This is a genomic window from Massilia norwichensis (assembly GCF_024753245.1).
GTDB classification, from domain to species: Bacteria; Pseudomonadota; Gammaproteobacteria; order Burkholderiales; family Burkholderiaceae_D; genus Telluria; species Telluria norwichensis.
This window is the reverse complement of the sequence record NZ_JANUGX010000011.1, coordinates 18443-38574: the sequence shown is the minus strand read 5'-3', so window position 1 is coordinate 38574 and position 20132 is coordinate 18443. Positions and strand designations below refer to the sequence as shown.

The window sequence follows — 20132 nt, the reverse complement described above, 5'->3', positions numbered from 1 at the left end:
CGCCGCTACATCTGCCTGAACAGATCCGCGAAATTCCGGCTCACCACCAGCTCTTCCGGCCTGCCCTTGAGCTTGACCAGCAGCCGGCCGCGGAAGTCGGTGCGGGTGCCGGCCACGTGGCGGGCGGCGACGATGACGCCGCGGTGGATCTGCCAGAACTTCTGCTCGTCCAGCTGTTCGCGCAGCTGGCGCAGCGGAGTGCGGATCAGGTGTTCGGCGTCTGGCGTGAAGACGCTGGTGTACTTGTCGTTGCTCTGGAAGTAGATCACTTCGTCGACCGCGATCAGGCGCGTCTCCTGGCCCTGCGCCGCGCGGATCCACTGCAGCGGCGCGGCGGACGCGGCAGGTGCGGCGGCAGGCGCGGCGGGCACGGGCACGCCGAGCTGGCGCAGCATCGCCGCCAGCTGGGCCGCGGCTTCCGGACTCGGCGACGGTGCGGCAGCAGGCGCCGCCAGCGACTCCTTCAGGCGCGCGACGGTGCGCTGCAGGCGCTCCAGACGGATCGGCTTCAGCAGGTAGTCGAAGGCTTCGCTGTCGAAGGCCTGCAGCGCGTACTGCTCGTGCGCGGTGGTGAACACCACCTGCGGCGCGGTCTTGCCGGCCTTGCCGCCGGCGCTCAGGCGGCTGGCCAGCTGCAGGCCGTTCAGGCCGGGCATCTGGATGTCGAGGAAGACGACATCGGGCCCCAGTTCGTCGATCAGGCGCAGGGCCTCGACGCCGTTGGGCGCGCGGCCGACGATCTTCAGCGCGGGCCAGGCAGTGGCGAGCTGCTCTTCGAGGTAGGCTAGCAGGTGGGGTTCGTCGTCGGCGAGCAGGGCGGTGGTCACGCTGGGTCCAGGGTCGGAGACAAGGGGATGAGCAGGCGCGAGGTCACGCCAGCGGCTTGGTTTTCGAATAATTGTAGCTGAGCCTTGTTGCCGTGCAGGCTACGCAGCCGCTCGCGCAGGTTCGACAGGCCGACACCGCCGCCGGGGCGTGGCGGCGCATTGCCGAGGCCCATGCCGTCGTCGCTGACGTCGATGCGCAGCAGGCCGTCATCGCAGGCCGCGCGGACCACGATCTCGCCGCCTTCGAGCTTCGGTTCGATGCCGTGCATCACGGCGTTCTCGACCAGCGGCTGGATCAGCATCGGCGCGATCTGCAGGTCGCGGCAGGCGCCATGCGCTTCGATGCGCCAGCGCAGGCGCGCGCCCATGCGCACGGCCAGCAGGTCGAGGTAGGCGCCGGCCAGGTCGAGCTCGGCGCCGAGGGTCGTCTGCTCGGCACGGCTGGCGGACAGGCTGGCGCGCAGGAAGTCGATCAGGCGCTCCAGCATGTGCTTCGCGCGGGCGGGCTCGCTGCCGATCAGGCTGACCACGTTCGACAGCGTGTTGTACAGGAAGTGCGGTTCGATCTGGGCCTGCAGCGTGCGCAGGCGCGCTTCGGCCAGCAGCCGGCCGGCTTCGGCGATTTGCTGCTGCTGCAGGGCGGTCGCGGTCTCGCGCGCCATCCGGCGTTCGTTGACGGCCAGGATCGTCATCGTGATGGCGGTGATCACGATGCCCATCGGCAGGATCGGCGCCAGCGCGCCGTCGATCAGCAGCGCGGTGAAGGGGTTGGCGCCGCGCAGCAGGGCGTCCGGCACCGTGAAGCCGATCACCACGCTGGCTTCGATCACCAGCATCTGGCAGAGGCGCAGCGCCGGGGAGCGGCGCGCGGCGGCTGCGGGGAAATAGCGGCGCAGGAGCGCCAGCCCGCCGTGGATCAGGAAGCCGACCGTGTTCGAGGTCAGCAGCACCATGCCCAGCAAGCGCGGGATAGGCAAGGTGACGCGAGCGCCGAGCAGGATGAAGCAGCCGCTCACGAACACGCCGAGCGCGCTGCTCCACAAGGCGGTGTAGACCAGGTTGCGCGCGGTCGAGGCGGGCCAGCGCCGGAACAGCGCGAACATGTCCAGCGGGTGGGCGGCGCGGCCGGGATTCGTCGTCATCGTCTATCCTTGTTGATTAGCCAAGAAATTACCATGGATCAACGCAGCTGGACAGCCAGGCTGTGCCCGGCGGCTCTGGCCTGGGCGACGCTGCAGACGAATGCCGGGATGGCGAGACGGTCGGCGGCTTGCATCGGCGTGCTCCGTGGTGCGTGAAAGATCGGAGCAGGGTAGCCGCGCGCATGCGGCGGCACGGGCGCATGCGACGAAACGCCGCCGGGCAGCGCGAACTGCATCGGGGCGGCGCGAGTGGCGGCAAGCGGGACAAAAAAAATGCCGCCCAGCGAACTGGACGGCATTTCTCGGTCAGTAGCTCAGGCAGGAATCAGTTGTAACTGGTCCAGCGTTGCGGGATCTCGATATGGCCCGACTGGGCTGCGTCGGCGTAGGCACGCATCTCGGCGAGGACCGCTTCCATCTGCTCGTTGTTCGGGTTGGCCAGGAAGCCCTTCATGCGTTCCTGCAGCGCGGCCTGCTGGTCGCGCCACTCGTAACGGGACGACTTGCTCATGCTACCTCCCTGCGGCGAACTGCCGTCTTTGTATTTTTCGTGTTCATGACACCCTCCTTCATAAGGCATTCAGGATGCCCCAGGCTGGTGCAAGCGGTCCGTGCGATGCCGCACATAGTCCCGTCCCCTCAAGGGCAGGGCAGGACGCTGCGGTAGAACAGATCCAGGCGGCGCTCGAGGTCGCGGCGCGCCTCCTCGGGCGTGGGTTTCTGCGTCGGGAGCACGAAGCGGCACAGCTGGTCGCCGCCAACGCAGGCCATCAGGTGGCCGGGCAGCAGATCGAGCGGGACGTCGGCGCGCATCTGCGCCTGGATATCCGGGCGTGCGAAGAAGCGCGCCAGCATCTCGCGGGTCTGGCGCGGACCGCTGTTCCAGAAGGCTTCGGCCAGTTCCGGGTTGTCCGGCGCTTCGGCCAGCACGATGCGCTGCATGTCGATCGCTTCTTGCGAGCTCAGCAGCTCGTGCATCTGGCGCGCGAAGTCGTCCACGATCTCCTTCAGGGGACGCGGGTCGGTCTGCATCGGCTGGTTGCGGAAGAAGCGGTGGCGCTTGTCCGCCAGTACGGCGTGCAGCAGCCCGGCCTTGCCGCCGAACTTCACGTAGATGGTGCGTACCGCCACGTGGGCGGCTTTGGCGATCGACTCCAGGCTGGTCTTGGTATAGCCGTTCTTCAGGAAGAGCTGGGCGGCAGTCTGCAGCAGCTCCTGCATGCGCGATTCGACGTCGGCGGCCTTCGGGCGTCCTGCTGCCTTGCAATCATTAACGGGTTTGTCCATACCGCCACTGTAGCCCAGAAAAAAATGAAATGCAATCGTTTCATTTCTTGACTTCGACCAAGCTTTGCCGAATAATGCGATGAACCCATTTCATTTTTCTTCGGAGTCGTATTCATGGCAGATTCGCAAACCACGGTCGAGCAGAAACCGTCCGCCGCCGCGTCGGGCGCACCGGCTGCAGCAGGCGCGGGCGCTCCCGCCACGGCCGCCAACGGCAGCAAAGGCCCGCCGAAGCGCGTCCTGATCGTGGTCGGCATCATCGCCCTGGCCGCCCTCGGCGCCGGCGGCCGCATGTGGTACCGCAGCAGCAATTTCGTCGAAACCGAAAACGCCTATATCACCGGCCACGTGCATCCGGTGTCGGGCCGCATTCCGGGCGTCGTGACCAAGGTGCTGTTCGACGACAACCAGTTCGTGAAAGCCGGCGATGTGCTGGCCGAGCTGGACCCGGCCGATCAGGGCGTGAAGGTCGAGCAGATCCAGGCCCAGATCGCCAGCGTGCAGCAGCAGATTGTGCAGGCCGACGCCGCCGTCGAGCAGGCCAGGGCCCAGGCATCCGCCGCCGGTGCCCAGGTCGCGCAGGCCCAGGCCAACCTGGTGCGCGCGCGCCAGGACGCCGAGCGCTACGGCCAGCTGTACAACACCAACATGAAGGCCGTGTCGAAGGCGGAAGTCGATGCCGCCACCGCGGCCCGCGCCGGCGCCACCGCCGACGTCACCGCACGCCGCGACAACACCAATGCCGCCAAGGCCCAGATCGCCGCCGCCGCCTCGGCGCGCGACGTGCTGAAGGCCCAGGTCAAGGTGCTGCAGGCGCAACTGAAGGACGCCCAGCAGCAGCTCGGCTACAACCAGATCGTGGCGCCGGTGTCGGGCCGCATCGGCAAGCGCAGCGTCGAAGTCGGCGCCCGCATCCAGCCGGGCCAGCAACTGGCCGCCATCGTCCAGGACGACGTCTGGGTGACCGCCAACTTCAAGGAAACCCAGCTGCCAGGCCTGGTGCCGGGCCAGGAAGTGAAGGTCGAAGTCGACGCGCTGAAGGACCATGAACTGGTCGGCCGCGTGGACAGCTTCTCGCCGGCGTCGGGCAACCAGTTCGCGCTGCTGCCGGCCGATAATGCGACCGGCAACTTCACCAAGATCGTCCAGCGCGTGCCGGTCAAGATCACGCTCAAGCCGGAAGACCTGAAGAAGTACGCCGGCCGCCTGGTGCCGGGCATGTCGACCGTGGTCGAGATCGACTTGGGCCAGAAGCCGCAACAGCAGCCGCAACAGCAGCCGCAGCGCACCGCGTCGGCCCAGTAAAGGACAGGCATGAGTTCCACCCAGACGATGGCGCCGCCCGCGAATAACGTGCGGGTCGATGCGCGCACCTGGATCGCGGTGGCCGCTGGCCTGCTCGGCGCCTTCATGGCGGTGCTCGACATCCAGATCACCAACTCCTCGCTGCGCGACATCCTCGGTACGCTGTCGGCGACGCAGGAAGAGGGCTCCTGGATCTCGACCGCCTACCTGTGCGCCGAGATCGTGGTGATCCCGATGACCGCGCTGTTCGTGCGCGCCTTCGGCCAGCGCCGCTATCTGATGATCACCACCGCCCTGTTCCTGGTGTTCTCGACCCTGTGCGGCGCGGCCTGGAGCCTGTCGAGCATGATCGTGTTCCGCATGCTGCAGGGCTTTACCGGCGGCGCGCTGATCCCGATGGCGATGACGCTGGTGATGACCCGCCTGCCGCCGGCCAAGCGCGCGGTCGGCATGGCGATGTTCGGCCTGACCGCGACCCTGGCCCCGGCCATGGGCCCGACCCTCGGCGGCTACCTCACGGAGCTGTACGGCTGGCCGTCGATCTTCTACCTGAACTGGGTGCCGGGCGTGCTGCTGATCGCCGGCATGTTCTGGGGCATCGACAAGGAACCGCTGAACCTGAAGATGCTGGCGAAAGCCGACTGGCTGGGCATCGCCTTCATGGCGGTCGGCCTGGCGAGCCTGACGATCTTCCTGGAAGAGGGCAATTCGAAGGACTGGTTCGAGTCGAGCTTCATCATCACCTTTGCCGCGCTGGCATTGGTCGGCATCCTCGGCTGGGTGGTGATCGGCTTCTCGCGCGCCGACCCCTTCGTCAACCTGCGCCTGTACGGCACCCGCAACTTCATGGTGGCGACCATCCTGTCGGCGGTGATCGGCATGGGCCTGTATGGCTCGTCGTACCTGCTGCCGCTGTACCTGGGCCAGATCGCCGGCTATTCGCCGATGCAGATCGGCGAGGTCATCGCCTGGATGGGCCTGCCGCAGCTGTTCGTCATGCCTTTCGTGGCGCGCCTGTCGCAGAAGATCGACAACCGCATCATGTGCATGTTCGGCCTGGGGCTGTTCGGCGTTTCCTGCCTGATGAATGCCTACATGGACGCCAGCACCGGCTACGACCAGCTGATGGTCACCCAGATCATCCGCGCGATCGGCCAGCCCTTCGTGATGCTGACCCTGTCGAACTTCGCGATGAACGGCGTGCAGCCGAAGGACATGCCCTCGGCCTCGAGCCTGTTCAACATGACCCGTAACCTGGGCGGCTCGATCGGCATCGCGATGCTGGCGACCTCGCTGACCAACCGCGAGCACTTCCACTCGGCGCGCCTGGGCGAAGCCGTGTCGATGTTCTCGAGTGCTACCCAGGCCAGGTTGGACCAGCTGACCCAGGCCTTCATTGCGCGCGGCATCGACCCGGCAACCGCCGCCAACCAGGCGCTCGAAGCGGTCGACCGCATCGTACGCCGCGAGTCCTATGTGATGGCCTACAACGACGGCTTCTTCATCGTCGGCGTGATCCTGATCGCGGCGATCGTGCCGCTGTGGTTTGCCGACAAGGTCAAGTCGCCCGGTGGGGCTGGCGGTGGCGGACACTGATTTTGAGCGTCATCCCCGCGAAAGCGGGGATCCATGCTGAGCGTCTTCATTCGGCTCAGTATGGGTTCCCGCCTTCGCGGGAACGACGGTACAAGGGATAACTACCAATGAAAACTACCATGTTCAAACCCGTCATCCACACCGCTGTTGCTGTCGCCGTTGCCGCCGCCTTGAGCGCCTGCGGCACCGTCGGCGCCGACTTCAAGGCGCCGCAGGGCGTCGACAGCGCCGCCTGGCGTCATGCGCCGGCCAATCAGGAAGCGCAGGCCGCGCGCCTGCCGGCCGACTGGTGGACCGTGTTCGGCGACCAGACCCTGAACAGCCTCGAGCAGCGCGCGCTGCACGACAATCCGAACGTGCGCGCCGCCGCGCAGCGCCTGGTGCAGGCGCAGGCCCAGCTGGGCATGGTGCGTGCCGGGCAGCTGCCGAGCGTGAACGTGCAGGCCGGCGTGTCGAACTCGCGCACCTCGGCGGAGACCTCGCAGGGTCTGGCGCTGGGCCACCGTTCGATCGAGGGTAACAACTACTCGGCCGGCGTCGGTCTCTCGTGGGAGCTGGACCTGTGGGGCCGCGTGCGCCGCGTGGTCGAAGCGGCCGATGCCCAGGCCCTGGCGGCCCAGGACGACCGCGACGGCGTGCTGCTGATGCTGTCGAGCCAGGTGGCGACCACCTACTGGCAGCTGCGCGGCCTGGATGCCGAGCTGGCGATCCTGCGCAATGCGCTGGCGACCCGCCGCGAATCCCAGGAACTGATCGAGGCGCGCTTCAACGCCGGCCTCTCGAACGAACTGGATGTCTCGCGCACCCGCATCGAGCGCGCCAACGCCGAGGCCGACCTGCACGAAGCCCAGCGCCAGCGCAACACGCTGGAGCACGCGCTGTCGGTGCTGGTGGGCGCTTCGCCGAGCGCGCCGCTGGTGGCAGCGAGCCCGGACGGCGCCTTGCCGCAGGCACCGGGCATCCCGGTCGGCCTGCCGGCCAGCCTGCTGGGCCAGCGCCCGGACCTGGCCTCGAGCGTGGCCACCCTGCGCGCCTTCAATGCCCAGATCGGCGTGGCCCAGGGCGCCTTCTATCCGGCGCTGACCCTGACCGGCAACTACGGCTATGCCTCGGAAAGCCTGCGCAACCTGGCGCAGGGCAGTGCGCGCCAGTTCTCCTTCGGTCCGCTGGCCCTGTCGCTGCCGGTGTTCGACGCCGGCCGCAACCGCGCCAACCTGAAGCTGGCCCAGGCACGTTACGACGAAGCCGTCGCCAACCACGAAGCGCGCCTGTTGACCGCGCTGCGCGAAGTGGAAGATGCCTTGTCGGACGTGCAGGAACGCCAGCAGCAGGGCGAGGTGCAGGCGCAAGCCCAGCAGGCAGCAAGCCGCGCGCTGGTGGTGGCGCAGGCGCGCTACGACCGCGGCGTGTCGACTTATCTGGATGTGACCGACGCCCAGCGCAGCACGCTGGCGGCGGACCGTGCGGCAGCGCAGATCCGTACCCAGCGCCTGCTGGCGGCGGTGTCGGTGGCGCGTGCGCTGGGCGGTGGCTGGACGCAGGGCGAGCCGGTGGCGACCATCGCCAAGGCCGGCAACTAAGCTTAGAGGCAGAAGCAAAAAGGGGGATAGGGGCTTGCGCCGCTATCCTCCTTTTTTTTACAGGCTCGCTCAGCGCTTTTTCGGGCCGGTCTTGGGGCCGGTCTTCGGACCGGTGCTGCGCTGGTGCTGCGCGCGCTGCTGCTTCTGCTGGGTCTCGACGCGGTTCTGGCGCGCCTTGTACAGGGCGACGGCTTCCGTCTTTGCCTGCTCCAGCGTACGCAGTTCCGGCTTGTCGTCGTGGATGACGAAGTACTCGGCGTCCTGCGCCTGCATCACCAGCTTGATGGCGGCTTCGTCTTCCATGTCGTACATCTCGGTGAGCAGGGTCGTCACTTCGTCGAGGAAGGCTTCGTAGGTCAGGGGAGTGGCCATGGTATTCGTTTCTGAGTGCGGGAAAGGACCTCATTATAATGTCCGCACCATCACTCTGAAGGCCATCGAGGCCATATCCCCAGCCATGTTCGCACGTTCCGCCCTGATCGCCGCACTGCTGTCCGCCACCACCGCCTCCGTTTCCGCCATGATGGTCCAGGAATGGCAGCCTACCCCCAGCGGCACCACGGCCGAATTGCGCGGCCTGTCCGTCGTCAGCGACAAGGTCGCCTGGGCCAGCGGCGCCAAGGGCACGGTCCTGCGCACCGTCGACGGCGCCACGTGGCAGGCGATGCAGGTGCCGGACGCCGACAAGATCGACTTCCGCGACATCCACGCCATCGATGCGAAAACCGCGATCGTGATGGGTGCGGGGCCCGGCGCGGCCTCGCGCATTTACCGCACCGACGATGGCGGCAGGTCCTGGCGCCTGATGACCACGAACCAGGTGGCGGAAGGCTTCTGGGACGCGATGGCGTTCTGGGACAAGGACAACGGCATCCTGTTCGGCGACCCGGTCAAGGGCAGCTTCCAGGTCTACACCACCAGCGACGGCGGCGCCTCCTGGCGTGAAGTCGCGGCCAAGGGGCTGGAGGCGATGCCGAGCGAAGGCGCCTTCGCCGCCAGCGGCACCTGCCTGACGGTGGCCGGCACCAGGGATGCCTGGATCGCCACCGGCGGCGGCGCGAACTCGCGCGTGTTCCACTCGGCGGACCGCGGCAAGACCTGGCGCGCAGCCTCGACGCCGATCCCGGCCGGCGCGCCGGCGCGCGGCGTGTTCTCGGTGGCTTTCCTGAATCCGAAGGAGGGCTTCGCGGCGGGCGGCGATTACAAGGAAACGCGCATGGCCGGCATCAACGGCGCCGTCACGGCCGACGGCGGCGCGACGTGGACGCCGGTTGCCGTCCAGCCGGCCGGCTACATGTCGGTGGTGGTGCCGGTGCCGGGCGCGCCGCGTGCGCTGGTGGCCGGCGGGCTGGCCGGGTCGGGCTACTCGCGCGATGGCGGCAAGAGCTGGACTGAACTCGATCGCACGCCGCTGAACACGGTCGGTTTTGCGAACCCGTCGGCCGGCTGGGCGGTGGGGCCAAAGGGGCTGGTGATGAAGTTCATCGGGCCGGCGCTGAATGCCAGGTGAGATGTGCATCCGATGAGCGGCATGCAGACAAGGGCTGACCAGCTGGTGTCCTTTCTGGAATAAGCGGCCGGATTACAATCACCCAATTACAACCATTCGAGACAAGAGACACCATGAAGACCCTGCTGCTCCCGATCGCCTTCGCCGTGCTCGGCGCCATCGCCGCACCCGCGTGTGCCGCCAACCCGGCCACCGTCGCCGAACTGAACACGATGGCCAGGCGCTTCGCCCCGGTCGACCTCATTGCCGACACCAGCAAGCTGTCGAAGGGCGACCACGTCGCCATCGAAAAGCTGATCGAGGCCGCGAAGATCGTCGATACCCTGCAGCTGCGCCAGCGCTGGTCCGGCAACGAGGCGCTGTGGGCCGAGCTGCAAAAAGACACGACGCCGCTGGGCAAGGCGCGGCGCGACTACTTCTGGCTGAACAAGGGACCGTGGTCCATCATCGACGGCAACCGTTCCTTCATGCCGATGGAATTTGGCGGCATCCAGATCCCGGCCGAGAAACCGGCCGGCGCCAACTTCTATCCGGAAGGCGCCACCAAGCAGGAACTCGAAACCTGGATGAACAAGCTGGCGCCGAAGGACAAGGAGCAGGCGCAGTGGTTCTTCACCGTGATCAAGCGCACCAAGGACGGCAAGGGCGCGCAGCAGTTCACCAGCGTGAATTACTCCGACGAATACGCCACCGAACTGCAGCAGCTGTCCAGGCTGTTGAAGGAGGCGGCGAATGCCACCGACAACGCCTCGCTGAAGAAATTCCTGAACCTGCGCGCCGAGGCCTTCCTGTCGAACGACTACCTGGCTTCCGACTTCGCCTGGATGGACCTGGATTCGCCGGTCGACGTCACCATCGGCCCGTACGAAACCTATAACGACGAGCTGTTCGGCTACAAGGCCGCCTTCGAAGCCTATGTGAACGTGCGCGACGCCAAGGAGACCGAGAAGCTGAACTTCTTCGGCAAGCATATGCAGGAGCTGGAAAACAACCTGCCGCTCGATCCGAAGTACCGCAACCCGAAGGTCGGTGCGATCGCGCCGATGGTGGTGGTCAACCAGGTCTACGGCGCCGGCGACGGCAACATGGGCGTGCAGACCGCCGCCTACAACCTGCCGAACGACGAGCGCATCATCAGCAAGCGCGGCTCCAAGCGCGTGATGCTGAAGAATGTGCAGGAAGCGAAGTTCGAGTCGACGCTCAAGCCGATCACCAAACTGGTGCTGCGCCCCGCCGACCAGAAGGATCTCGACTTCGATTCCTTCTTCACCCACATCCTGGCGCACGAGATCATGCACGGCCTGGGCCCGCACGCGACCACGCAGAACGGCAAGCCGTCGACGCCGCGCCAGGACCTGAAGGATGCCTACTCGACCATCGAGGAAGCCAAGGCCGACGTGACCGGCCTGTGGGCGCTGCGCTACATGATGGACAAGGGCCAGCTGAAATCCTCGCTGGGGCAGGGCACCGCAGCCGAGCGCAAGCTGTACAACACCTTCCTGGCCTCCGCCTTCCGCACGCTGCACTTCGGCCTGACCGATTCGCACGCGCGCGGCATGGCGATCCAGGTCAACTACCTGCTCGACAAGGGCGGCTTCGTTTCGCACGGCGACGGCACCTTCTCGGTCGACTTTGCCAAGATCAAGGGCGCCGTGGCCGATCTCGACCGCGAGTTCCTGACCATCGAAGCCACCGGCGACTACGCGCGTGCGCAGGCGCTGATGAAGCAGTACGTGGTGATCCGCCCGGACGTGCAGAAGGCGCTCGACAAGATGAAGGCGGTGCCGAACGATATCCGTCCTTCTTTTGTGACGGCGGCAAATTTGAGTAAATGACCGGGTAATGCGCAAATATGCGGGCAGGAAACCCTGCTCGCAGCACGAAGTGTGACGAATTTGATGCGACGTGTGCTATAGTCAACTTAGTTGCCATATGGAAATTCCATCGGCAGCGGCGCCCGGATCGCGCATTCCGGTTCCTCTACGACGTGTTTTCATGCATTCCTCAGGTTTTACTATTGGCAAGCGCCTGGCCATCGGCTTTGGCGCGGTCCTCGCCTTGATGGCGGTCCTGGCCGGGCTGGCGATCCACCGTGTCGGCCAGATCGACAACATCCTTATCCACATCAATGACGTCAACAACGTCAAGCAGCGCTATGCGATCAACTTCCGCGGCAGCGTGCACGACCGTTCCATCGCCCTGCGCGATGTGGTGCTGGCCAGCAGCGCCGACGCCACCAGGCCGCACGTCGAACTGATCCGCAAGCTGGACGCCGATTACCAGAAATCGGCCGGCCCGCTGGACGCGCTGTTTGCCGGGCGCAGCAACATCCTGCCGGAAGAAAAGCAGGCGCTGGCCGTCATCAAGGACGTCGAGCAGCGCACCCAGCCGCTGATCGCGAAGGTCATCGCGCTGCGCCAGGCCGACAATGCGGCGGAGGCGGCAGCCCTGCTCGACAAGCAGGCGGCGCCGGCCTTCGTCGAATGGCTGGCCAGCGTGAACCGCCTGATCGATCTCGAAGAAAAGCTGAACAACGATGCCGCTGCCGAAGCGCGTGCGCTGTCGGGCAGTTTCCTGGCCTGGATGCTGGTGTTGCTGGCGATTGCGGTCGGCGCCGGCAGCGTGGCCGCCTGGGCCATCAGCCGCGGCCTGCTGCGCCAGCTGGGCGGCCAGCCGGATTACGCCGTCGCGATTGCCGGTGCGATCGCCGCCGGCGATCTCTCGGTGCCGATCGACACCCGCGCCGGCGACAAGTCGAGCCTGCTGTTCGCGATGAAGGGCATGCGCGACAGCCTGGTCAACATCGTCAGCCAGGTACGTGCCGGCACGATGACGATCGCGAATGCCTCGACTGAGATCACGGCCGGCAACCATGACCTGTCGGCGCGCAGCGAGCGCCAGGCCGGCACGCTGGAAGAAACCGCGTCGTCGATGGAAGAGCTGACCGGCACCGTGAAGCAGAATGCCGACAATGCGCGCCAGGCCAACGCCCTGGCCGAGTCGGCGTCCAGCGTGGCCCAGCGCGGCGGCGCGGTGGTGTCGCAGGTGGTGCAGACCATGGCCTCGATCAACGCTTCGTCGAAACAGATCGCCGAGATCATCGGCGTGATCGACGGTATCGCCTTCCAGACCAATATCCTGGCGCTCAACGCGGCCGTGGAAGCCGCCCGCGCCGGCGAGCAGGGCAGGGGCTTTGCCGTGGTTGCCGGCGAAGTGCGCAACCTGGCCCAGCGTTCGGCGACCGCCGCCAGGGAGATCAAGAGCCTGATCGGCGACTCGGTTGCGAAAGTCGACGACGGCGCGCGCCTGGTGAACGAGGCCGGCAGCACGATGGAAGAGATCGTCAGTTCGGTCAAGCGCGTGACCGACATCATGGCCGAGATCAGCCTGGCCAGCCAGGAACAGAGCGCCGGCATCGAACAGGTTCATCGTGCGATCGGCCAGATGGACGAGACCACCCAGCAGAACGCAAGCCTGGTCGAACAGGCCGGCGCTGCCGCAGCGGCCCTGCAGGACGAGGCGCAGAGCCTGGCACAGCTGGTCAGCATCTTCAGGCTCGGCAACGCCATGCCAGCCCCGGCGCTGACGGATTGCACTTCTGGTAAGTTTGCCGTTTTGAGCAGTCGTTAAAAAATTTCCTCGCGAGGGCTACACCGGAGGATAGAATTGCCGATAGGCATGTTATCTATCCAATGGGGAAGCCCTCCATGTTCAAGTTCCTCTTCGCCGCCGCCTGCTTGGGCGCGGCATCCCAGGCAGCCAGTGCCGCCAGTGCCGACCTCACCGCACTCGAAAAGCGCTGGTTGCTGGCCTCCTACCCGGTCCTCGAATACGCGCGCAGCCTGCCGCTGGCGATCGACGTCGTGGTCCAGCCGCAAGCCGGGCCGGACGATGTGCCGCTGGCGATGGGCTTCGACCAGGGGCGCTGCAAGCTGGTGCTCTCGCTGCGCGGCAATCCGGAGGCCGAGAAGGTGCTGGCGGGCGTTGCTCCAGCCGAGCAGGGCGAGCTGATCGAGGCGATGGCGGCGCACGAGATCGCGCATTGCTGGCGCTATGCCCAGGGTGCCTGGCACGTCCTGCCGGCCGGCTTCGTCGAGGTCGGCGAGGAGAGCGCGGCCGACCCGTCGCTGCTGGCGGCCTCGAAGGCGATGCGCGAGATGCGCCGCGAGGAGGGCTACGCCGACCTGGTGGCGCTGGCCTGGATTCATCGTAACCATCCCGCCGACTACGCCCGCGTGCACGCCTGGCTGGACAAGGTGCGCGCCGTGCAGGCGGTGCCGCGCAGCGGCCACGATACGCGAGTGTGGGTGAAGCTGGCGGCGGACGGCAGCCGTTTCGGCAGCGCCGGCAAGCCGTTCGAGGATGCCTCGGCGCTCTGGAAAGACGGTCTGGTCAGCGACGATTGAAGCCGGCGTCAAGCGGCTTTTATGGTTTTTTCGGCAATTGTACGGTGCCGCACAGATGTTCGGTCGGGTCAGGCGTTTAATCGTCTGCATTACAACAACCGATCACAAGGGCTACCGATATGAAAACGCTGATTGCGACCCTGCTCGCGACGGCCGCCGGCGCCGCATTTGCCGCCCCCACCTTCGCGCTGAACCACGATCCGGCCAGCTACCGCGCTGCCACGCAGAAGGCGGCAGCCGACTACAAGGCGGCAACGGCGAAATGCGGCAGCATGAGCGGCAACGACAAGGACGTGTGCATGGCCGAGGCCAAGCTGACGCGTACCCGCACCGAAGCCGACGCCCTGTCCAAATACAACACCAGCGCCGCCAGCAAAACCAAGGCGCGCACCAACCTGGCTGACGCCGAGTACGACGTGGCCAAGACCAGGTGCGACGCCAAGAGCGGCGCCGAGAAGGACGACTGCATGAACAATGCGAAGTCGGTCCATACGGCAGCCCTGGCGGACGCCAAGTCCGGCGCGAACACCACGGCGACCGGTTCCAGCAGCGCCGGCGCGACCGGTTCGAGCGGCACCAGCGGCTCGGGCGGCGGCCTGGTGGCAAGCACCGACAAGTCCAGCGCGGCCGACAAGTGCGCCCAGGGCGGCGACGCCAAGACCGGCTGCCTGGTGCAGACCAAACCCTCGACCGTGAAGGACAACGCCGGCGAGATCGCCAACCGCACCGAGAACGCCGCCGACCGCGCCGGCGACAAGGCCGCGGCCGCCACCTCGACCGCCGCCGCCAAGACCAGGGAAGTTGCTGCCACCGCCGCCGACAAGACCAAGGCCGTGGCCGCCACCGCTGCCGAGAAGACCAGGGAAGTTGCCAAGGTCGCCGTCGAGAAGACCAGGGAAGTCGGTGCAACGGTTGCCCAGAAAACCGAAAACCTCGCCGACCGTGCCGGCGACAAGACCCGCGACACCGCCGCCGTGAGCGCGCAGAAGACCGACAACGCGCTCGACAATGCCGGCGACAAGACCAGGGACGCCGCCGCCAAGACCAAACTGGCCGCTTCGGACACCGCCATCACCACCAAGGTGAAGGCCGGCCTGGTCAAGGAGCCGGACCTGGAATCGCTGGGCATCCACGTCGAGACCGAGAAGGGCGTCGTGATGCTGAGCGGCTTCGTGAACTCGAAGGCCGAAGCCGACAAGGCGGTCAAGGTTGCCAAGGGTGTCGAAGGCGTGAGCACCGTGAAAAGCGCCATCAAAGTGAAGTAAGCGCAAGCAGATTCTGCCCTTTGCGGCCTGTTGCAGGGGCAGGCTCGACGGCCTGTCTTTTGTGGCAGGCCGTCGTTTTTGTGCAGATACCACAGGTTTCGAATGTACCTACAGAAATTGCCTGTAGGCTAAACTTCGCGCGGTATAATCGCCGCCGTGAACAGAATCGAAGCCTTCGGATACATCGCGGCGCAGGCTGCGCGCGGTGACATATCCTTTCCCACCAGCGTCAACGCCGTGCTGCGTCTGCAGCGGGCGCTGAACGAGCCCGACTGCCACCTCGAAGAAGCGATTCGCCTGGTGCTGGGCGAGCCGCAACTGGCTGCGCGTACCGTGGCGCTGGCCAATTCCTCGGCCTTCAATGCTGGCGGCAAGCCGATCACCAACGTGCGCGCGGCCGTCACCCGCGTCGGCTACCGTAACCTGCAGATGCTGGTGGCGAGCCTGGCGGTGCGCCAGTTCGGCAGCTGCATCCAGGACCCCGACCTGCGCAGCAAGGCCGAACAGTTGTGGGAGCACACCGTGCAGGTGGCCGCGCTGGCCCAGGTGTTCGCGCGCCGCGTCACCTTCGTCAATCCGGACACGGCGATGTTCGCCGGCATCGTCCACGAAATCGGCGCCTTCTACCTCCTGATGCGCGCCGACGAATTTCCCGGCCTGCTCGACGACGACGAAGACCGCTGGGGCGAGCTGTGCGAGGAAGTGGTCACCCGCGAAGTGGGGCGCCGCCTGTCGCTGCCCGATCCGGTGGCCGAGGCCGTGTTCGAGCTGCGCGGCGGCTGGCTGCACATGCCCCCGACCTCGCTGCTCGACACGCTGCTGCTGGCCAACCTGTACGCGTCGATCCCGTCGCCGCTGCGCATCGAAGAACCTTTGCCGGACCATAGCGAAAGCGCGCTCGACTACCTGGTCGATGAAGCGACCCTGCACGAGATCATCGACGAAGCCACTGAGCTCAGCGGCGCGATGGAGCAGGCGGTGCTCGTATGAATGTAAGCTGGCGCACTGTCGCCATCCTTTACACTTTCTTCACAAATTCGTCATCGAAATAGTTAATATGTTTGTAATTCAATGACTTGCTGAGCTGGCCTGCAATTTGCTTCTGTTAAAGTATTAACAAGGAGGAAATAATGTCGGAAGCTGCTCGTGAAACCCACACCTACAACCCCAACCGTTTGCTCGATTCGCTGCTGCAGAACATGCAGCTGAAAAACGATGCGGCACTCTCGCGCATGCTCGAGGTGGCGCCGCCGGTCATCAGCAAGATTCGTCACCAGCGTCTGCCGGTCAGCGGCGCGGTGCTGCTGCGCATGCACGAAACCACCGGCATGAGTATCGGCGACCTGCGCTTCCTGATGGGAGATCGCCGCAACAAGTATCGCCTGTCCGACGCGCAGGGCCGTCCCAAGCGCGAAGCCTGAGCGAACTGTCTGACTGGCAAGCAGGCGCATGCATCCCTGAGCTTTGGTTTATCCTTGCTGTCCCCTATCGTAAGGAGCAGCAATGGAAGGTCATTACACGGCCCTGGTCGTCGGTGCCAGCGGCATCATCGGCAACGCGGTCGCCGCGGAATTGAAACAGCGTCCAGAGTGGAAGGTGCGGGCGCTGCCGCGCACCTTCGTCGACGGCGTGGAAACCATCAAGGCCGACTTGCTCGATGCTCGCGCCACGCTTGAGGCCCTGAAGGCGGCCGGCGACACCACCCATGTGTTCTACGCGGCGCTGAAGGGCGGGCGCGACCTGGCCGAGGAAGAAGCCATCAACGCGACCATGCTGCGCAACCTGCTCGACGGCCTGAAGGCGGCCGGCGCGCCGCTTGCGCGCGTGGTCCACTACCAGGGCGCCAAGGTCTATGGCGTCCATCTGGGGCGCGCGGTGGCGCCGTTCTATGAGGACGATCCGCGCCACCTGTCGCCCAACTTCTACTATGCCCAGGAAGACATCCTGCGCGAGCGCGCCGACGCCGGCGAGTTCGAGTGGTCCATCCTGCGCCCGGACGTGGTGGTCGGCGACATCGTCGGCAACCCGATGAACATCGCGATGGTGATGGGGGTGTTTGCGGCGCTCAGCAAGCAGGCCGGGATTCCGCTGCGCTTTCCGGGCTCGCACAAGGTGTACGACGGCGTGTTCGCGCAGACCACCGATGCCGCCTGGATGGCGCGCGCCAGCGTCTGGGCAGCCCTCGATCCGGCGGCGCGTAACGAAGCCTTCAACCTGGTGAACGAACCCTTCCGCTGGGAGCGGATCTGGAAGCGCGTGGCGCAGGTCTTCGACATGGAAGTCGGGCCGCCGCAGCCGTTTTCGCTGGCGAAGCAGATGCCGGCCAAGGCCGAAGCCTGGCAGCGCCTGGCGCAGCAGCACGGCCTGCAGCCGGTGGCTTACGAGAAGCTGGTCACCTGGCCGTTCGGCGATTTCATCTTCAATACCGAGTTCGACATGATCTCGGACATGGGCAAGATCCGCCGTGCCGGCTTCACGGAAGCGCTGGAACCCGGCGACACCGTGGTCGCCGCGCTCCAGAGCCTGCGCCGGCAGGGCTACCTGCCTTAGTGCGGACTCAGGCCAGGGCGCGCACGCGGCGCCCGTGCGCCTGCATCGCGATCGACAGCAGCAGGCCGGCGCCGGCCAGGCTCGCTGCGACCCATTGCGGCGAGGCGTAGGAATAGCCCAGGGTCAGCGGAATGCTGCCCAGGAAGGCGCCCAGCGCGTTGCCGATGTTGAAGCCGGACTGGCCCAGCGAGGAGCCCAGCATCTCGGCTTCGCGCGAATGCTCGATCAGCAGCATCTGGATGGACGGTCCCAGCGCCAGCGCGTTGGCGCCGACCAGGAAGGCTAGTACCACCATCGCCACCTGCGACGAGGCCAGCAGGGCGTTCAGGCACAGCAGCACGATCATCGAGGCCAGCAGGATGGTGATCGCGCGCAGCGGATGCACGCGGTCGGCCAGCTTGCCGCCGAACTGCACGCCGGCCGTCATGCCGACCCCGACCACGATCATGATCAGCGGGATCACGTTGGCGTGGACGTGCGTCACGTCGGTCAGCAGCGGCGCGATGTAGCTGAGCCAGGCGAAGAAGCCGCCGGTGCCGATCGAGGTGATGCCGAGCGCCAGCCACAGCTTGGGGTTGCGGAAGATGCGCAGGTCCTGGGCCAGGCCGGCGCGCTGCTTGCCTTCGAACCAGGGGATGAACTTCTGCACCATGAAGGCGGTGGCGAGACCGATCGCGGCCACGATCAGGAACACGAAGCGCCAGCTCATGTTATGGCCCAGCCAAGTGCCGGCCGGCACGCCGACCACATTGGCCAGGGTCAGGCCGGAGAACATGCTGGCCAGCGCCGCCGCCTCCTTGCCCTTGTCCGCCAGACGCGTCGCGACCACGGCGCCGACGCCGAAGAAGGCGCCGTGCGGCAGGCCGGCCAGGAAGCGGCACAGCATCATCGTGTAGAAGTCCGGCGCGAAGCTCGACAGCGCGTTGAAGACGGCAAACATCAGCATGAACCAGACCAGCACGCCGCGCGGCGGGCGGTGGCCGAGCATGCTGACCAGGGTCGGCGCACCGACCACCACGCCAACCGCGTAAGCTGAAATCAGATAACCCGCTTGGGGGATGGAAATGTTCAGGCCGGTGGCAATGTCGGGCAGGATGCCCATCATGACGAATTCCGTCATGCCAATGCCGAAACCGCCCAGGGCCAGAGGGGCCAGGCTTTTCTTGATCACTATGTTCTTTTCGTGTTACAGGGGAGGGCGGCCACTATAGCCCCGCACGCCAGGGACGTCCGCTTTCGAGTCGTGATGACCGGTATAGCCTGGAATGATAGCGGTATCAGCGGTTTTCTGCCGAGCTTGCCCGCGAACGCTCCGCGAAGGCGGCCGGCAGCAGGCGATGGCCGCTGCCGTTCAGCGAGCACTGCCAGGACATCAGCAGATAGACGACATACAGCGCGGAGCGCCCGACCGCATACCAGAGCACGCTCTGGCACAGCGAAAGCGGCGCGCTGAACACGGCGACCGTCATCAGGAACAGCGCGATCTGCCAGCGCAGTTCCACCTTCTGTTTGCCGGCGATGAAGAACACATAGCTCAGCGGGCTGGCGATGAAGTTGAAGAAGCACAGCGGCGCGAGGACCCGCGCAAATTCGCCGGCGGGCCGCCAGTCGGTGCCGAAGACCCAGCTGAACAATGGTGGCGCAAACAGGAACAGCAGCAGCGAGGGAAACAGCGCCAGCAGGACCAGGGCGCGGAAGGTGGTCAGATAGACGCGGCGGCAATTGCCCAGCGTCTGGAATTCCTGCACCGCCTGGCGCTTGAACACTTCGAGGACGGATGCGGCGACCAGGGTCACCGGGGCGCTGATCACGCGCTGGGTCAGGGCGAACAGGCCGGCCGCCAGCGCGCCATGGCGCAGGCCGATCATGAACAGCGGCAGCTGGCCGACCAGGGTGTTGATCAGGCTGGAGGGCAGCGAAAAGCGCCAGAACGCCTGGTGCTTGACGAGGTAGTTGCGCTGTTCGGTGTCGAGCCTCAGCTTCAGCCGCCGCTGCGGCGCCAGGCGGGGCGGCGCCAGCAGCCTGCGCGCCGCCCACAGTCCCGCGGCAAGTCCGATCAACTGGCCCGCCAGCAAGGCGGCGCCGTCGACGCCGACATACAGCAGGGCGACCTGGCTGAGGGCAATGGTGCCGGCCTGCATCATCTTCGCTTGCGCCGCCTTGTCGAACAGCCGGTGCGAGGCCGCGTAGGCGAGCGTGGTCTGCATGGTGGCGGTCAGCCAGGTGCCGATGCCAATGGTCAGCAATGCGGGCCAGGACATGTCCTCCAGGGCGGCAAGGCCGGCAATGCGCCCGGCCGCCGCGGCCAGCGTCAAGGCGAGGGCCAGCGCGGTTGCGGCCCAGGCCACGACGCTGAAGCACAGGCGCTGCTGGCGCGCGCCGAGCTCGAGCACCATGACCGTATCGATCCGCAAGGTGGCGGCGATCGAGGTCACGGCGATCACGCCCAGCCAGACGCTGAAGGCGCCCATCTCCTCGGGCGTGCACATGCGCGTGAGCAGCGGCGCCACCAGCAGCGGCAGGGCCTGCGCACCGGTCGCCCCAGCCAGCACGGTCATCACGTTTTTCCAGAAACCTGGTGGCGACATGGTCGATCCGTCGGAGGTAGATGGCATCGATCATCTTAGTTTGCGCGGCAGCGCGACCGTTCGGACAGGTCGAAGG

19 protein-coding genes are annotated in these 20132 nt (G+C 66.3%); 11 read left to right on the top strand and 8 right to left on the bottom strand.

Annotation, left to right across the window (positions count from 1 at the left end):
- Positions 1-5: 5 nt before the first annotated feature.
- The 5 genes from NX782_RS11060 to NX782_RS11040 form a co-directional block, all read right to left on the bottom strand.
- Positions 6-827, bottom strand: a complete 822-nt coding sequence (locus tag NX782_RS11060) for a LytR/AlgR family response regulator transcription factor (RefSeq protein WP_258845505.1) — start codon at positions 825-827, stop codon at positions 6-8.
- Positions 824-1969, bottom strand: coding sequence for a sensor histidine kinase (locus tag NX782_RS11055; RefSeq protein ID WP_258845504.1), 1146 nt, complete (start codon positions 1967-1969; stop codon positions 824-826). The genes NX782_RS11060 and NX782_RS11055 overlap by 4 nt, the downstream gene beginning before the upstream one ends.
- A 38-nt stretch (positions 1970-2007) precedes the next feature.
- On the bottom strand, positions 2008-2268 hold the full coding sequence (locus tag NX782_RS11050; RefSeq protein WP_258845503.1) for a hypothetical protein: 261 nt from the start codon (positions 2266-2268) through the stop codon (positions 2008-2010).
- 26 nt (positions 2269-2294) lie between these two features.
- Complete coding sequence (locus NX782_RS11045; protein ID WP_258845502.1) at positions 2295-2480, bottom strand: hypothetical protein; 186 nt, start codon at positions 2478-2480, stop codon at positions 2295-2297.
- A gap of 128 nt (positions 2481-2608) precedes the next feature.
- Positions 2609-3256 (bottom strand): TetR/AcrR family transcriptional regulator, encoded by a 648-nt coding sequence (locus tag NX782_RS11040; protein ID WP_258845501.1) that lies wholly within the window; start codon positions 3254-3256, stop codon positions 2609-2611.
- 114 nt (positions 3257-3370) lie between these two features.
- Here NX782_RS11040 and NX782_RS11035 point away from each other — a divergent pair, with 114 nt between their 5' ends.
- The 3 genes from NX782_RS11035 (at position 3371) to NX782_RS11025 (ending at position 7737) form a co-directional block, all read left to right on the top strand.
- The gene (locus tag NX782_RS11035) at positions 3371-4561 is read left to right on the top strand and encodes an HlyD family secretion protein (RefSeq protein WP_258845500.1); all 1191 of its coding nucleotides are present in this window, start codon (positions 3371-3373) and stop codon (positions 4559-4561) included.
- A gap of 9 nt (positions 4562-4570) precedes the next feature.
- The gene (locus NX782_RS11030) at positions 4571-6157 is read left to right on the top strand and encodes a DHA2 family efflux MFS transporter permease subunit (RefSeq protein WP_258845499.1); all 1587 of its coding nucleotides are present in this window, start codon (positions 4571-4573) and stop codon (positions 6155-6157) included.
- Positions 6158-6276: 119 nt separating this feature from the next.
- Complete coding sequence (locus tag NX782_RS11025) at positions 6277-7737, top strand: efflux transporter outer membrane subunit (RefSeq protein ID WP_258845498.1); 1461 nt, start codon at positions 6277-6279, stop codon at positions 7735-7737.
- Between the two features lie 69 nt (positions 7738-7806).
- Here the strand turns inward: NX782_RS11025 and NX782_RS11020 are convergent, their stop codons facing one another.
- Positions 7807-8109 (bottom strand): hypothetical protein, encoded by a 303-nt coding sequence (locus tag NX782_RS11020; RefSeq protein ID WP_308632916.1) that lies wholly within the window; start codon positions 8107-8109, stop codon positions 7807-7809.
- 85 nt (positions 8110-8194) lie between these two features.
- Between NX782_RS11020 and NX782_RS11015 the strand changes: the two genes are divergently transcribed.
- From NX782_RS11015 to NX782_RS10980, 8 genes are all read left to right on the top strand, one after another.
- Entirely contained in the window at positions 8195-9247 is a 1053-nt protein-coding gene (locus tag NX782_RS11015; RefSeq protein WP_258845497.1) for a WD40/YVTN/BNR-like repeat-containing protein, read from the top strand.
- Positions 9248-9360: 113 nt separating this feature from the next.
- A complete protein-coding gene (locus NX782_RS11010; protein WP_258845496.1) occupies positions 9361-11082 on the top strand; it encodes a DUF8614 domain-containing protein in 1722 nt (573 codons plus the stop codon).
- A 160-nt stretch (positions 11083-11242) separates the two neighbouring features.
- Positions 11243-12877 (top strand): methyl-accepting chemotaxis protein, encoded by a 1635-nt coding sequence (locus NX782_RS11005; protein ID WP_258845495.1) that lies wholly within the window; start codon positions 11243-11245, stop codon positions 12875-12877.
- Positions 12878-12954: 77 nt separating this feature from the next.
- On the top strand, positions 12955-13653 hold the full coding sequence (locus NX782_RS11000) for a hypothetical protein (RefSeq protein ID WP_258845494.1): 699 nt from the start codon (positions 12955-12957) through the stop codon (positions 13651-13653).
- 119 nt (positions 13654-13772) lie between these two features.
- Positions 13773-14918: a BON domain-containing protein gene (locus tag NX782_RS10995; protein WP_258845493.1), complete on the top strand. Its 1146-nt coding sequence runs from the start codon at positions 13773-13775 to the stop codon at positions 14916-14918.
- Between the two features lie 156 nt (positions 14919-15074).
- A complete protein-coding gene (locus NX782_RS10990) occupies positions 15075-15908 on the top strand; it encodes an HDOD domain-containing protein (RefSeq protein ID WP_258845492.1) in 834 nt (277 codons plus the stop codon).
- A 140-nt stretch (positions 15909-16048) separates the two neighbouring features.
- Positions 16049-16339, top strand: coding sequence for a hypothetical protein (locus tag NX782_RS10985; protein ID WP_258845491.1), 291 nt, complete (start codon positions 16049-16051; stop codon positions 16337-16339).
- Between the two features lie 82 nt (positions 16340-16421).
- Complete coding sequence (locus tag NX782_RS10980; protein WP_258845490.1) at positions 16422-17468, top strand: SDR family oxidoreductase; 1047 nt, start codon at positions 16422-16424, stop codon at positions 17466-17468.
- 7 nt (positions 17469-17475) lie between these two features.
- Here the strand turns inward: NX782_RS10980 and NX782_RS10975 are convergent, their stop codons facing one another.
- Together NX782_RS10975 and NX782_RS10970 are read right to left on the bottom strand one after the other, a co-directional pair.
- The gene (locus tag NX782_RS10975; protein WP_258845489.1) at positions 17476-18639 is read right to left on the bottom strand and encodes an MFS transporter; all 1164 of its coding nucleotides are present in this window, start codon (positions 18637-18639) and stop codon (positions 17476-17478) included.
- A gap of 106 nt (positions 18640-18745) precedes the next feature.
- Entirely contained in the window at positions 18746-20083 is a 1338-nt protein-coding gene (locus NX782_RS10970; RefSeq protein ID WP_258845488.1) for a lipopolysaccharide biosynthesis protein, read from the bottom strand.
- Positions 20084-20132: the final 49 nt, after the last annotated feature.